Source organism: Vibrio sp. 1S139, from assembly GCF_041439475.1.
In the GTDB taxonomy this organism is placed as follows: domain Bacteria; phylum Pseudomonadota; class Gammaproteobacteria; order Enterobacterales; family Vibrionaceae; genus Vibrio; species Vibrio crassostreae_C.
Genome location: NZ_JBGOOD010000034.1, coordinates 18,809 through 32,554 on the forward strand (window position 1 = coordinate 18,809; position 13,746 = coordinate 32,554).

Here is a 13,746-nt window from a genome sequence, read left to right on the forward strand (position 1 = left end):
TTTGATATTAGCGATCTCAGAGTGTTCCAGAAGCCATTCTTATCTCACGAAGATCAGAATGGCTTTTTGTTTCCAGATTAGCGATTAACTTTCAGCAATGATGACTTGATTCCTACCCGACTCTTTCGCTTGATATAGTGCATCATCCGCGGCTTTGAGGTACTTCTTGTAAGTATCTTGATTGAGTTGCTCATGAACAATACCAATCGACGCTCCTATCGATGTGGTTAGGTCTAAAGAGCCGGAGTGCGTATCAATGGGTGTTTCAGAAATAGCTAAACGGATAACGTTCAACTGTTGCTCAGGATCAATGGAACCAGACAGCAACAAAACAAACTCTTCCCCACCCCATCTTGCCACTACATCGTTTGTTGATAAGATTTTCTCTAAACGCTTAGCGACTTCCACCAGCACTTGGTCACCAATATCATGGCCATAAGTGTCATTAACTTGTTTGAAGCGGTCTAAATCTAGAATAGCGAGCGTATACCCAAACGACGACAAATGATGTGGCATCGGCTGAGTTAACCGTTGCTCTAAGTAACGCCTATTGTATAAGCCTGTCAGTTCGCATCTTGTTGATTGCTTAAGTAGTTCTTTGTTGGTCTTCTGGATCGAGCGTAACCTTATCAATAGTAACGTGGCGCTTATCATCACCATGATACCCAAAGCGACGACGATTCGATTCCGTAATTGCTGCTTATCTAATGTCAGCTCACCCAACTCTTTTTCTGCGTTAAGCAGTTCGTTTTCTTGAGCTAATGATGCCGTAGCGAAATCTTGCTCGAGTAAAAAGATATCACTCTGGCGCTTATCAAATAGCAGCGCTTTATTACCCTTGTAATAGAGCTTGAAGTAGCGAAGTGCGTTCTCGCTGTCGCCTCTTGAATCATAGTATTCAGCAAGTGTTCTTAAGCCGAGGACCTTCCAGCTGCGAGTCCCCACAACATCGAACATTGCAGACGATCGCTTTAGATCAGCAAAAACAAAATTATCTTGGTTCAAACCAATGTTCGCTAAGGCTCTATTTAGGTAACACTGCCCCAATTGAAGTGTGTATTTGTCCACGCCTGGGTATCTAAGACACAAGTTTGCGACTTGTCGTGCTGACTCAAAGTTCTTTTCCGCCAACAACACATCACTCTCTGCTTTTAATAGGATGATTTTGTATCGTTCACTCACGTTATCGCCATTTAGCTTAGCCGCACTTTGATATGCTTCTCGGCCTTTGACTAAATCACCACTGCGCAGATAAGCAAAAGACTCATTCACATGCAGCACGCCGATGGTAGACGCTTCGAGTAGTCCACTCTTGTAATAGAGCTTTTTGGCTCTTTTAATCAGCTTGAGCGCTTTAGGCCAGTCTTCCAAATAGATATAAAGCAGTGCCATATTTGACACTAACTTGCTGTTGTAGATGTGATGAGGGTACTTCTTACCAAGGTCTAAACCTTTATGGAAAAAGTATTGAGCTTCAGGAAAGTCATTGCGGATGTTATTGATGACACCAGCCGTGTTATAGGCCTTAATCAACAACTCTTCATAGTGGAGCGATTCTGCGATATCTATCGCTGCTCTGATTTGGATTTCAGATTCCGCTAGCTCACCCTTACTGATGTATTCGATCGCTAATTCAACGAGAGATTGGGCCTTTAGCCAACCCATATGTTCGTGTTGTGCGAGTGCTTTAATCTGCCTGACGTATTCGGAAACCGCTTCGGTATCCAACTTATGTTGCGCGAGGTTGGACAAAATCATCAATTCGTAAGCACGATAGATGGCTTTATCTTGGTCTGGGAACTTGGCTTGGAGAGCCTCAAGTTGTTGGGAAGCTAAATTAGGGTCACCGCGAGATACATCGAGAATATCGATCAACGCAGATCCATATTGAGAGAGTGATAACTCTTTCTCTGGACTATAAACACTCGGGTTTTCAGGGCGAATATGCTTTAAATCGTCGTCATAAGTTGGATAGAGCAAATACAGCCCCAGCACAATACTCATCAGCACCACGAAAAGGAATGAACCTAACACATTGTTTCTATTCATTTATCAGGGCCATTATTGATTGAATTCCAATTTTATTGACGTTTTTTTAAGAGCGGTCAAACATTATACCCGACAGATATACAGATTAAAATCCTGCGCACTGGTGGATCTGAATTGGGTTTTTCTCATTAATTAGAATAATCAGGCAACTTTCTTGATTTAACTCAGACAATCATCTACCTCATTGGCGTTATAGTGATTTTCCTGTTCCTACCTCCGCGGCTTCTTTTTGAACAAGCGGAAGCATAATGAGAATTAACAATGACCCAAATTAATGAACAACGTCTTGTAGAACATTTCTGCGATCTAGTGAAAATTGATAGTGAATCTCGTAACGAAAAAGCGATTGCTGAAGCTTTGGCTGAGCAACTCGGTGAACTAGGTTTTGAAGTTCACAAACTGGCGGTTCCTGAAGAAGTGTCTAATGGTTTCAACATCTACGCTCGTCTAGATGGCACTCTTCCAGGTAGCACAGTGTTCAGCTGCCACATGGACACAGTAACGCCAGGCATCGGCATTGAGCCAATCATCGAAGACGGTATCATCCGTTCAAAAGGCAACACAATTCTAGGTGGTGACGACAAGTCTGGTATCGCAGCTATCATGGAAGCGGTTCGTTGCATTAAAGCTGAAGGACAAGAGCACAAAACTATCGAGATTGCATTTACTGTATTCGAAGAAGGCGGTCTGTTCGGCTCTTTGAACTTCGATATGTCTTACATTCAATCTGAGCACGCAATCGTACTTGATACAGGCGGTCCAATTGGCACTATCGTAAACGCAGCGCCTGGCCAGCAGAAGATTGTTGCTAAAATCAAAGGTCGCCCTGCTCACGCTGGTTTAGCACCAGAAGAAGGCATCAGCGCAATTCAAGTTGCTGCAGACGCTATCACTAAGATGAACCTACTTCGTATCGATGAAGAAACGACAGCAAACGTTGGTATTGTTGAAGGTGGTCAAGCAACTAACATCGTAATGCCAGAGCTTAAAGTCGTGGCTGAAGCACGTTCTCTAAACGGCGAAAAGCTAACGGCTCAAGTTGAACATATGATCTCTACATTCCAAGAAAGTGCTAAGCAGTTCGGCGCTGAAGTAGAAATCGAATCAACTCGTGCTTACGATGCATTCGTTATTGCAGACGATCATCCGCACATTCTTTCTATCAAATCGGCGTTTGAGAAGCTTGGCGTCACAGCGAACACTAAACGCACTGGCGGCGGTAGCGATGCAAACAACTTCAACGCAAAAGGCCTGACAACAGTTAACCTTTCTACTGGTATGGCGAAAGTTCACACCACTGAAGAGTACATTGCAGTGAAAGACATGGTCGCAATCACTGAGTTTGTTGTGGCTTACGTAACGCAATAATCGAATCCATTAGTTAGGTAGTCACTTCTATCTAGCACAATGAAAAAAGCCGAGACATCATCACGATGCTCGGCTTTTTGTTGTTTAGGTGAACATAGAAGGTCGAACCTAAAACCCTCTACGCTTCCAGAATTGGCCTTCGTCTTTTGCTACTAGGTCGAATGTCTTGTCGGCGATGATGTTGCCTTTTAGCTCAACCGTCATGCGCCACTTTCCTAGCTTGTTCGAGACAGGAGCCCAGATAGTGTCACCTAAGTAGAAATCCCAGTCATTGTTACCGACATACTCCTCACCACCAAACGGTTCGAGCACTTCACCTTTGTCTGTGGTGATGTTTGGGTGATAAATGCAGTAACGGATCTTCTCACCTTTGGCTTTTTTGATATTCAGGATATAGCCAAACTCTACGTCGATTTCAGCATCAACGGTGGTGGTGAACTCTTGGATTTTTGGAAGATCTTTAGATTTTGAATCCCATGTGGAATAGATACCATAAGAAGTCATGTCGACCACAACAGAGCGCTTTGCCATTTCAATCGTTACCTTGAAGTTGTTCTATTAATTTAATTCTATTTGCCATTCAGCCACGCAAGCAGAAGAAGAACGAGGCTATTCTTGCCAGTCTTTCGCCATACGCTTAATTACTGAAGGTTCAATGTCGTGAATAGTGCCATATTGCTCTCGGCACACTTCGATAATTAATTCTGCTTTATATTTGAGTGCAAGTTGGCGGTAGGCTTTCATTTCCCAATGCTTAATAAAGGTGTTCGAAACAACCATATTAAACCCTTGCTTTAAGCCGTTTTCAGCTGTGTTTTGACACCACTCATGAGCTTGTTGCAGCTGCCTAGGATCAAAATGGTACTCACCTTGCTCATTCACATAATACATATCGGCTTCGACATGCAATGCATCGTAGGTTTTTGCTTTTGTTGATTTGCCAGAACCGGGCAACCCTCGAATGAGTATTAACTTCATCTGTCACTGTACAGGCTAATTTGAAAACATGAGTTTATCGTAAATAGTAACGAGTTGCTCTGATAACTGCCTCTGCTCAGCATACGAAAACCAAGTACTTACACACGACTCAGACAATCACTGAATACAATGAGACTCCCCTCGAAGCGCGTGGATTGCTTCTGATAGAAAACACAAATAATTTACATCTATCCATTTTGCATATCGACAAGCGTATCAAACTACTATAGATTTAGATGTATAGACGTCTACATATCTAGCTTAGGGAGAAAGCTGTGCCTATTCGCATTCCAGACCAATTGCCAGCATCCGATGTTCTTCGTGAAGAAAACATCTTCGTTATGCCGTTATCAAGAGCATCGACACAGGAAATTCGTCCACTTCGAGTCTTGATCCTCAACCTAATGCCGAAGAAGATTGAAACTGAAACTCAATTTTTACGCCTACTATCGAACAGCCCATTGCAAGTGGATGTAGAGCTGCTGCGCATTGATGACCGACCAAGTAAAAACACACCGACTGAACACCTTGATAACTTCTACCGCCAATTTGAAATGGTCAAAGAAAGAAACTTTGATGGATTGATCATCACTGGTGCGCCGCTTGGCTTGGTTCAATTTGAAGATGTGATCTACTGGGATCACCTGAAAACCATCATGGAATGGGCAAACAAGCACGTTACTTCAACGCTATACGTGTGTTGGGCAGCTCAGGCTGGTTTGAAATTACTCTATGATTTGCCAAAACGCACTCGTAAAGAGAAGCTGTCTGGTGTTTACAACCACGAGATACATAACCCATACCACCCTATTTTACGTGGCTTCGACGATACATTCTTGGCTCCGCACTCTCGCTATGCGGACTTCTCTCAAGAGTACTTAGCGGAACATACTGACCTTGATGTTCTTGCGACTTCTGATGTTGCAGGCGTATACCTAGCAGCAACCAAAGATAAGCGAAACGTGTTTGTAACGGGTCACCCTGAGTACGACTCTCACACACTTCACAATGAGTACATTCGAGATTTGGGTGAAGGCATGGAGCCTGTGATACCAATCAACTACTACCCGAATAACAATCCAGACAACAAACCGGTTGCAAGCTGGCGCAGCCACGGACACTTGTTGTTCTCAAACTGGCTAAACTACTGCGTTTACCAACAAACGCCTTACGATCTGGATCATTTCAGCGAAGACAACTTTACCAAAGACGATTAAGTTCTTTCTTCCGATTCACAAACACATAAACCGTGTTCAGTATGTTGTTGATAAAACGACGAATTGGACGCGGTTTTTTTATGGTGTGTGGGTCGCATTCCATGATAGATTTACGACTTCAATGGGTTTGATTTCATATGATGGGTTGGTGTTCATAAGGAGCTTCACATGCCTGCCAAGCCATCATTTTCAAATCCGATTTCGTTGTCCCGCCCTCTTTCGTTATCAAGTGTGGTACTACTTGCCTCGCTTTCCTTGGCCGGTTGTGTCTCTGTCACTGAAGGACCGCCAAAGATTGAAAGTGATCCTATCGCGATGTCTGAATCTCGAATCGAATTAGGTTTGGGCTATATGGGACAAGGCAATATGGTGAGAGCGCGTGAAAACCTTGAGCTCGCGATTAAACACGCACCTAGCTACTACCGTGCTCGGCTTTCAATGGCGCATTACTACGAACAAGTGGGTGAAGTAGATGAAGCGAGAAGCACTTACCGCAAAGCACTCAGTCTTGATTCAAGAAATGGCAATGTATTGAACAACTACGGTACCTTCTTGTGTAAACAGGGCGAATACGAACAAGCCGATAATTACTTCAATCGCGCCATCGACCAACCCTACTACTACTTGGTGTCTGCAAGTTATGAAAACGCCGCGTTTTGCGCATTTAAGGCTGGCAATACCGACCAAGCGAAGTACTACTTCAGCAGAGCGATTGACCACGATCCAAACCGCGTAAAATCGATACTACAGTTATCAAAAATTGAAGTGAGTGACGCCGATTACAACGACGCTAGGCTTCGTTTATTCAAATTCCACCAGCGTTATGGCTATCAAATTCCATCGCTTAAAATCTTGGTCGATCTCGAAAACAAAGCAGGTAACAGTGCTCTAGAGAAGAAATATCAGAGTAAGTTAGATGAGTTGCTTTCTGCTTAGGTTATATGCAAAACACAAAAAAAACGGGCTTGTTGCGTTAACAACAAGCCCGTCCGTATTTCAGCTTAATATCTTAACTAAGTGCAGCCGCTATTTTAGCGCGATCCACTCTTGTCTTTGCTCATCGTCCATAAAGGTCCATGCGATAAAGCGACTTACCTTCTGGCCTTGTGACATCTCGACGACTTTCACTTGTTTAGCTCTAAGCTTGCCAAGCTCTGAACGAACCATATCGACGTTATCTTTCTTAGAAATCAATGTCGTAAACCACAAAACTTGAGTAGCAAAAAGTTGACTCTCTCTCGCCATCTTCATAATGAAAGCGGCTTCACCACCTGGGCACCAAAGCTCGGCTTTTTGACCACCAAAGTTTAAGGTTGGTTTATCTTGCTTAGTTGATTTATCTAACTTAACTGGCTTCTTATTCATTTCTGGCTTGAACGACTGACCGGCTTTCTTAGCACGGTTCGCCGCTAGATTATCCAGTTTACGTTGTGACCCCTTTTCAGCCTCTTCAAGAGAGCTGTGGAATGGCGGGTTACAAATAGTGACATCGTAACGTTCATTATCCTTAATCACGCCCTTAAAGATAGATTCAGAGTCAGCTTGTAGGCGAGCGCGGATCTTACCTTTTAGATTAGGGTTGCTTTCCGCTATGAAGTTCGCTGTTTTGATGGAGACTGAATCAACATCTGTCCCTGTACAACGCCACTTATACTCTGTCGCACCAATGATTGGGTAGATACAGTTTGCACCGACACCAATATCTAATGCTTTCACAGACGCGTGGTTATAGGGTTCACCTTGGCCATCGCTATTAAGGATGTCGGCCACTCTGTGAATGTAGTCTGCACGACCAGGAATTGGCGGGCACAAGTAACCAGCAGGAATATCCCAATGTTTAACGCCATAGTGATGCGCCAACAAAGCTTTGTTGAGTAGCTTAACGGCCAATGGATCAGAGAAATTAATGGTGTCTTCGCCAACCGGATTCTTGATCAGATGCTCTTTTAGCTCAGGCAAGGCTGCAACTAGTAACTCGAAGTTATAGCGGCCAGTGTGCTGGTTTCTTGGGTGTAATCCACCTTGAGGTTTTTCAGCCGAGCGTCTTTTCTGAGCTGCGTTCTTGTTAAAAGCCGTTTTATTGAAAGAACCCTTATTCGATGATCCTTTATTGGTACCCGGTTTACCTCTGCTATCTTTTGCAAAAGGTCGCTTTGCTTTGTTATTGCCCGCGCCTTTAGGTGCACTATTCTTGCGGCTTTTATCAGATGTGTTCTTTGTAGAAATACGCTTGTCGCTGCTTGGCTTAGCTGTACTTGGCTTAACATCAGCTTGGTTGTCTTTTGTTTTTGCTGATGAAGTGCTGTTTTTCGACAGGCTTAGCGTCGTTCTATTTTGTGATTGGCTCATTGGGCTACTTCTTTAAATCTAAATACATCATGAATAAACGGGCATCCAACTCAAGTTGATGATATTCCGGTTCCATGTGACAGCATAGTTGGTAAAAGGCTTTGTCGTGCTCTTTCTCTTTGATATGCGCCAGTTCGTGTACCACCAGCATTCTTAGCAAAGGTTCTGGTGCATTTTTAAAAACACTGGCGATACGAATTTCATTCTTTGATTTGATCTTTCCACCGTGATTCTTAGCAACGTAAGAATGCAGACCTAACGCATTATTGATTAGGTGTATCTTGCCGTCGTAAATCACTTTGCTGATCGGTGGTGTTTTTTTCATGTAGCGATTTTTTATCTCAATCGCATAGTCAAACAGGGCTTTCTCGCTTTTTATTTCATGATTCTTTGGGTAGCGAGCTTCAAACCAAGGCACCAATTTACCCGACTCTACAAGTTGAGTAACAGGATCAAGAATGTGCTTAGAATAGCCTTGAATATAGCGTAAAGAAGGATGCATGCTGAAAGACCGTACAAGTTACACCACGACAATACGTTGTGGTCTTGAAAATTGAGCCGCATAGTGTAACTGATCACACTTTTTTAATCACCTAGGATTCGTTACACTTTAGCGAGATTCACCAAGAGAATGAAAAAATGAAACGTGTTGTATTGTACGTCGCAGACAAATGCCCGCACTGTAAAGATGCCCAAAGGTATTTAGACTCTAAGAAAATTGTTTACCGCCTGACGAATGCAAAGATGCAGCGTGGTCGTAAAGAATTACAAGCGATGGGTGCTCGTTCTATCCCCGTGCTTAAAATCGGCGATCAAGTGATGGTCGGCTGGAATCAGAAGAACTTCGATAAGATGTATAACTCAAAGAACACCTAACGTGCTCTGAGCCAGTCATACTTCTATACAACAAAGCCCGAATATCCAATCTAGGATGTTCGGGCTTTGTTTATTTAAATCTTACTAAATCACACATACCGCTTAACGAAATCAATAAAGGTTCTGTCAGCTTTCGACAAATACCCTTCCTTTCTCCAGGCCAACGATAGATTCAGTTTTACAGGGTCTTTAAATGGCACGCCTATCACGTCTTTCTCATATTCCGTCACTAAGCTCAACAGCGCGGTGATCGCAAACTCTTGTTTAACGATAGAAAGAATCATCGGGAGCAAGTTGGTTTCAAACGCAATGGTCATATCAAGATCGTACTTCTTACAGGTCGCATCAATAAAATCGCGGTGGAAATAGCCCGATTTAAACATGATCAGCTCTTGAGCAAAGAATTCTTCAAAGGTCATCGAAGGCTGTTGTGCTAGCGGATGCTCCTTACCGACAACGGCGACCATCTCAGAACTTAACAGATGATCCGTTTCCAAATCATCTGGAACGTTCTCATGATTAATTACGCCAATATCGAGTTCGCCGTTTAACAGCATTTCACGAATCGATGCGGTGCCAGCATCAATCAAGGTCAACTTTAGGTTTGGGTATTGGCTTTTAAATGCCATCACTACTTGGGGGAAAAAGTAACTGCCCATCATACTTGGAGCGCCTAATCGAACCTCGCCTTTTTCTAGCCCCTTTAGTTCATTCATCGCGAGCTGAGCATCATCAAACTGCTGGGCGATTCGCTTTGCATGCTCAAACAGTACTTTGCCCTCCTCCGTTAAAGTGACGGATTTATCGCCTCGACGAAATAGAATCAACTCTAGTGTCTGTTCTAGTTTTTTAATGGAGATACTCAATGCAGGCTGTGCGATATGCAGCGCTTTGGCCGCCTGAGTAAAATTACCAAACTGAGCAACGGCCAGAAAGTGTCGAAGAGGTTTTGATTCAAGCATGGTGATATATTTAATATATAGAGGTGATATTTTTAATATATTTCTTTAATCGCATCTGTACTGATAACTTGTTCACAAATAGCTTACTAACTTGCGCAGGCACAACGTCAATGTTTGATAAAGGCAGTCCTCAATACAAACGTATCACCCAATCATTGGCGATTGGTTCATTTATCATTTTCTGTAACCTTTACCTCTTTCAGCCTATCTTGCCGCACATGGCGGAGCACTTCCAAGTATCTGAAACTCAAATCAACTGGTTATTTGCTGCTACAACACTCGGCCTTTCGATTAGCTTGGTACCTTGGGCAATTGCCTCTGAAACCTTTGGTCGTAAACCCATTATTCTGTTCAGTCTGTTCGCTATCCCATTAATAGGGTTAAGCATGGTGTTCACGACTACCTTGTTGCAACTCGTTATTGCCCGCGCATTTATGGGCATCGCTGTGGCGGCGTTTGCTGGTGTGGCGGTTGCCTATATGGTTGAGGAGTTAACACCCAAAGCCTTTGCTGTCGCGATTGGAGGTTATATTGCGGCCAACTCATTGGGTGGAATCTTCGGACGTGTATTAGGCGGCTTAATTACAGACTATTTCGATTGGCATGCAACTGTACTGTTTTTCGTTGTCGGTTCATTGCTTGGTGCACTCTTTATTTCCTATCGCCTACCTGACCAACAGAACTTCAAACCTCAAAAAGGGCTGTTCTTTCATCACAACCGCTCCGTTGTAATGCACTTAAGAAACCGTACCTTGTGGCTTGCCATGTTGATTGGTGGTGCTAACTTCGCGCTGTTTGTTAACCTGTACTCTGTAATGGGCTTTAGGCTAGTATCCGAACCTCACTCGGTACCCGTTGGTTTAGCTTCACTGATATTCCTATGTTACTTGGCCGGTACGGTAAGCTCTAAGCTCTCCAACAAATGGACACTTCGCTTTGACCCGTTAAGCGGAATATTGATGGGCGTGTGTATTAGCTTAATCGGAATGCTAATTTCTGCAGTCGACAAAGTTCCGTTCATGCTAGCAGGCTTGTTATTGATTAGTGGCGGCGCGTTCTTCGCCCATACCCTTGCCTACTCTTGGGTAAGTCAAAAAGCACCGAGCGCTAAGGCAACGGCAACCGCTCTTTACTTAGTACACTATTACATAGGCGGGAGCTTAGGTGGTTTCTTACTCTTGTATTGCTGGCAACTGTTCGGTTGGAATGGCGTGATTGCGGGCGGTTCAATCTTCTATGTTGCGATATTTGCTTGGGTCTACCAATTAAAACAACTTCAAGTATCGGCCTCTAAACTCGCACAAGCATAAGTACGACTAAGGTTGTAACTCAATTATTGCTTTTGATTGACGTCCGTTCTGATATCCTACGCAAAATTTCATTTCGGAACCTGTTATGTCGAACACTCAAAGCACAGATCTTCAAACCATCCACGACCAAGTAAAACAGTGGTTAGAGGATGTCGTTATTGGCCTAAACCTGTGCCCATTCGCAGCCAAGCCACAACGTAATAAACAGATTAAGATCTTTGTGAGTGAAGCGAATACGGAAGAAGCGTTACTGGAAGACATCATGACGCATTTCGTAGAGTTAGATAATACGCCAGTTGCTGAATTAGAGACGACTTTAGTGGTGGTTCCTAACATGCTGCAAGACTTCTTCGACTACAACATGTTCATTGATTGGGTTGAAGCGTTGATCAAACAGCAAGACTGGGAAGGCGTTTACCAAGTGGCAACGTTCCATCCTGACTATTGCTTTGGTGGTGCGGATCCAGAAGACGATGAAAACCTAACGAATCGCTCTCCATACCCTGTTTACCATTTGATTCGTGAAGCAAGCATGGAAAAGGTACTGAAGCACTACCCTAACCCTGAAGCGATCCCAGACACCAACATCGCAAGAGTTGAGTCTTTAACGCCAGAAGAGCGTCGTAAACTGTTCCCTTACTTGTTTAGCTAATAGTTCAGTTAATCGCTAACATGATGGCTCATATTCCTGAGCGCTCTTGATGATATGGACGAGAAATGAACTGATCTCGTCCATTTTGTTTCGCAATGTACAGACACTCATCGGCAACTTTGATGAGCTTATCTAACGCCGACATCCTTTCCCCTTTGGTATCCCCTGTACTCAACTCAAAATGACACGCACCAATTGATATAGTGACAGGCTTTCGATCCAGTGTGATTTTCTTCATCTCTTGCAAAAGAGTCATGAACTTATCTTCAACATAATTTGGTGTTTTATTTGGATACCAAAGAATGAACTCTTCACCACCAAAACGCGCCACAAACTCACCCTTTTGAGTGTTATTGTTCAGCACGCTCGCCACTTTCTTTAATACAACATCGCCCATTTGGTGACCGTAAATGTCGTTAACCTGTTTAAAGAAGTCGATGTCGACAACCGCCAAGGTTCCCTTTCCTAAAGAGCCTTTTAACTGCTCCACTTCCGCATTCAACGTTTTAAACAAGCAACGTCTATTTGGCAAGTGTGTCAGAGGATCATACAGAGCTTGATACTCCAATTTCTCATTCAACTCTTTGAGTTTTCGTTCTTGCTGCCTTCTAACCAGCTCCACTTCGATCCATGATGCCATTAGTCTCATCACGTCGACATCGAACTCTTTGAACTCACGATGATAGGGTGCTGGGCTTGAAAAGTTTAAGGTGCCATAAAGCTCATCATTAACGAAAATGGGAACCCCAATATAAGACTCCAAGCCAAAAGACTGGTAAGCAGGATGCTTCGCATACTTATCGTGTTTGCCACAATGCTCAATACAGATAGGACCAATCGATTTACAGGTAATTTCGCAATAGGTTGAACGATAATCAAAAGTGTCACCGCTATTGAGTTCTACCCCTTCAGGCGTAACACAATGTTCAACAACATAAGTATTGCCATCGACTTTCGATAAGATACCAATATCAAGGTTGAAGCGTTCAAGCCCCATAATAAGCAGCTGAGCGATCTGAATATCGAAGCCCTTCCGGTAATCATTGGTGATTTGATACAAGCGACATATAACAATTTCGCTTTCACTGGCTTGGTTCATAACTGGGATCCCACTGCAGCCGAAGTTAATGGCAACATTAATATTTGGTATATTAAGAAGAGTAAAGTGTAAAAAAACATAATAATCAATTGGTTTGTATGCAAAATACCTCATTGGTCCAATGAATAAAAGTCGACTTCTTCGACTTTGCGTTAGCACCCTATTCCTAGCTTTGGTAAAATAATCCATTAACGAAACAGAATGGATAGGAAAATGAACCTTTCTCAACTAAACCAAGAAATCTACGATCACCTTTACCGCGACATTGAAGAGTTCCGCAGTACTTTTGATCTGCCGGTTGCTGCTCCTGAAACAATGGACGAAAAAGGCGATACGCTACATACCTCTCTAGCGATCGAAGAGCTAACAGAACTTGCAGAAGCTGACTCTAAAATCGAACAAGCGGACGCTATCGTAGACAGCGTTTATGTTTTGATGGGACGTCTGGTTCACCTTGGCCAAGCTAAGGTTGAAGACAACCTAGCAATCAGCTACCTGATCGACCTACTGTTGAATATTTCTAAAAACCGCTCAATTGACTTCTTACCTTGCTGGGACGAAGTACACTCAAGCAACATGAGCAAAGTATGTCGCAACGAAACTGAATATGCTGAAACAGAAGCTTTCTATGCTGAGCAGAACATCAAGCTGATGGCGGTTCAAAAAGGCGAATACATCATCGCTAAGTGTGCGGAAGATTTCGTATCGGAAGGCAAGACAGTTCGCCAAGGTAAAGTACTAAAATCTGTACACTACCGTCCTGCGAACCTTGAGCCACTAACGGCTTAACTAAGTTTACGACTGAACTAAGGTTATGGCTGTAGCTCTTTAAAGCACCAGCGCACCAAAATAGCAAACGCCACGTTTAAATAACGTGGCGTTTTAT

Annotated in this window: 14 protein-coding genes; 7 read left to right on the top strand and 7 right to left on the bottom strand. The window is 43.3% G+C overall.

Annotated elements, in window-relative coordinates; all coding sequences use genetic code 11:
* Window positions 1-84: 84 nt before the first annotated feature.
* On the bottom strand, window positions 85-2,049 hold the full coding sequence (locus ACED46_RS12865) for a diguanylate cyclase domain-containing protein (protein ID WP_371721609.1): 1,965 nt from the start codon (window positions 2,047-2,049) through the stop codon (window positions 85-87).
* 261 nt (window positions 2,050-2,310) lie between these two features.
* Between ACED46_RS12865 and ACED46_RS12870 the strand changes: the two genes are divergently transcribed.
* Window positions 2,311-3,417 carry a M20/M25/M40 family metallo-hydrolase gene (locus ACED46_RS12870; protein WP_017059177.1) on the top strand — a complete coding sequence of 369 codons (1,107 nt, stop codon included), beginning with the start codon at window positions 2,311-2,313 and terminating at the stop codon, window positions 3,415-3,417.
* 108 nt (window positions 3,418-3,525) lie between these two features.
* Here ACED46_RS12870 and ACED46_RS12875 read toward each other — a convergent pair whose 3' ends face one another.
* Both ACED46_RS12875 and ACED46_RS12880 read right to left on the bottom strand, forming a co-directional pair.
* Window positions 3,526-3,948, bottom strand: a complete 423-nt coding sequence (locus ACED46_RS12875) for a DUF3859 domain-containing protein (protein WP_371721610.1) — start codon at window positions 3,946-3,948, stop codon at window positions 3,526-3,528.
* Between the two features lie 78 nt (window positions 3,949-4,026).
* Window positions 4,027-4,395 carry an ATP-binding protein gene (locus tag ACED46_RS12880; protein ID WP_371721611.1) on the bottom strand — a complete coding sequence of 123 codons (369 nt, stop codon included), beginning with the start codon at window positions 4,393-4,395 and terminating at the stop codon, window positions 4,027-4,029.
* Between the two features lie 275 nt (window positions 4,396-4,670).
* Between ACED46_RS12880 and metA the strand changes: the two genes are divergently transcribed.
* Together metA and pilW are read left to right on the top strand one after the other, a co-directional pair.
* Window positions 4,671-5,612: a homoserine O-succinyltransferase gene (metA, locus tag ACED46_RS12885; protein ID WP_017066439.1), complete on the top strand. Its 942-nt coding sequence runs from the start codon at window positions 4,671-4,673 to the stop codon at window positions 5,610-5,612.
* Between the two features lie 168 nt (window positions 5,613-5,780).
* On the top strand, window positions 5,781-6,548 hold the full coding sequence (pilW, locus tag ACED46_RS12890) for a type IV pilus biogenesis/stability protein PilW (protein WP_371721612.1): 768 nt from the start codon (window positions 5,781-5,783) through the stop codon (window positions 6,546-6,548).
* Between the two features lie 90 nt (window positions 6,549-6,638).
* Here pilW and rlmF read toward each other — a convergent pair whose 3' ends face one another.
* Window positions 6,639-7,961: a 23S rRNA (adenine(1618)-N(6))-methyltransferase RlmF gene (rlmF, locus tag ACED46_RS12895; RefSeq protein ID WP_371721613.1), complete on the bottom strand. Its 1,323-nt coding sequence runs from the start codon at window positions 7,959-7,961 to the stop codon at window positions 6,639-6,641.
* 4 nt (window positions 7,962-7,965) lie between these two features.
* Window positions 7,966-8,463, bottom strand: coding sequence for a YgjP-like metallopeptidase domain-containing protein (locus tag ACED46_RS12900; RefSeq protein WP_371721614.1), 498 nt, complete (start codon window positions 8,461-8,463; stop codon window positions 7,966-7,968).
* A 137-nt stretch (window positions 8,464-8,600) separates the two neighbouring features.
* Here ACED46_RS12900 and ACED46_RS12905 point away from each other — a divergent pair, with 137 nt between their 5' ends.
* A complete protein-coding gene (locus ACED46_RS12905) occupies window positions 8,601-8,837 on the top strand; it encodes a glutaredoxin family protein (RefSeq protein WP_016786183.1) in 237 nt (78 codons plus the stop codon).
* Between the two features lie 89 nt (window positions 8,838-8,926).
* On the opposite strand, the gene ACED46_RS12910 is transcribed toward ACED46_RS12905, so the two are convergent.
* On the bottom strand, window positions 8,927-9,799 hold the full coding sequence (locus ACED46_RS12910; protein WP_017066171.1) for a LysR family transcriptional regulator: 873 nt from the start codon (window positions 9,797-9,799) through the stop codon (window positions 8,927-8,929).
* Between the two features lie 110 nt (window positions 9,800-9,909).
* On the opposite strand from ACED46_RS12910, the gene ACED46_RS12915 reads away from it, so the two are divergent.
* Together ACED46_RS12915 and ACED46_RS12920 are read left to right on the top strand one after the other, a co-directional pair.
* Window positions 9,910-11,109 carry an MFS transporter gene (locus ACED46_RS12915; RefSeq protein ID WP_371721615.1) on the top strand — a complete coding sequence of 400 codons (1,200 nt, stop codon included), beginning with the start codon at window positions 9,910-9,912 and terminating at the stop codon, window positions 11,107-11,109.
* An 85-nt stretch (window positions 11,110-11,194) separates the two neighbouring features.
* Window positions 11,195-11,761, top strand: coding sequence for a DUF1415 domain-containing protein (locus ACED46_RS12920; RefSeq protein ID WP_371721616.1), 567 nt, complete (start codon window positions 11,195-11,197; stop codon window positions 11,759-11,761).
* Between the two features lie 28 nt (window positions 11,762-11,789).
* On the opposite strand, the gene ACED46_RS12925 is transcribed toward ACED46_RS12920, so the two are convergent.
* Entirely contained in the window at window positions 11,790-12,860 is a 1,071-nt protein-coding gene (locus ACED46_RS12925; RefSeq protein ID WP_065584219.1) for a diguanylate cyclase domain-containing protein, read from the bottom strand.
* 213 nt (window positions 12,861-13,073) lie between these two features.
* On the opposite strand from ACED46_RS12925, the gene ACED46_RS12930 reads away from it, so the two are divergent.
* Window positions 13,074-13,649 (top strand): nucleoside triphosphate pyrophosphohydrolase family protein, encoded by a 576-nt coding sequence (locus ACED46_RS12930; protein WP_371721618.1) that lies wholly within the window; start codon window positions 13,074-13,076, stop codon window positions 13,647-13,649.
* Window positions 13,650-13,746 lie beyond the last annotated feature (97 nt).

Excerpts from the sequence above, each read along its gene's own strand:
- ACED46_RS12865 (WP_371721609.1), bottom strand. The coding sequence starts at position 2,049 with ATGAATAGAAACAATGTGTTAGGTTCATTCCTTTTCGTGGTGCTGATG.
- ACED46_RS12870 (WP_017059177.1), top strand. The coding sequence starts at position 2,311 with ATGACCCAAATTAATGAACAACGTCTTGTAGAACATTTCTGCGATCTA.
- ACED46_RS12875 (WP_371721610.1), bottom strand. The coding sequence starts at position 3,948 with ATGGCAAAGCGCTCTGTTGTGGTCGACATGACTTCTTATGGTATCTAT.
- ACED46_RS12880 (WP_371721611.1), bottom strand. The coding sequence starts at position 4,395 with ATGAAGTTAATACTCATTCGAGGGTTGCCCGGTTCTGGCAAATCAACA.
- pilW (WP_371721612.1), top strand. The coding sequence starts at position 5,781 with ATGCCTGCCAAGCCATCATTTTCAAATCCGATTTCGTTGTCCCGCCCT.
- rlmF (WP_371721613.1), bottom strand. The coding sequence starts at position 7,961 with ATGAGCCAATCACAAAATAGAACGACGCTAAGCCTGTCGAAAAACAGC.
- ACED46_RS12900 (WP_371721614.1), bottom strand. The coding sequence starts at position 8,463 with ATGCATCCTTCTTTACGCTATATTCAAGGCTATTCTAAGCACATTCTT.
- ACED46_RS12905 (WP_016786183.1), top strand. The coding sequence starts at position 8,601 with ATGAAACGTGTTGTATTGTACGTCGCAGACAAATGCCCGCACTGTAAA.
- ACED46_RS12910 (WP_017066171.1), bottom strand. The coding sequence starts at position 9,799 with ATGCTTGAATCAAAACCTCTTCGACACTTTCTGGCCGTTGCTCAGTTT.
- ACED46_RS12915 (WP_371721615.1), top strand. The coding sequence starts at position 9,910 with ATGTTTGATAAAGGCAGTCCTCAATACAAACGTATCACCCAATCATTG.
- ACED46_RS12920 (WP_371721616.1), top strand. The coding sequence starts at position 11,195 with ATGTCGAACACTCAAAGCACAGATCTTCAAACCATCCACGACCAAGTA.
- ACED46_RS12925 (WP_065584219.1), bottom strand. The coding sequence starts at position 12,860 with ATGAACCAAGCCAGTGAAAGCGAAATTGTTATATGTCGCTTGTATCAA.
- ACED46_RS12930 (WP_371721618.1), top strand. The coding sequence starts at position 13,074 with ATGAACCTTTCTCAACTAAACCAAGAAATCTACGATCACCTTTACCGC.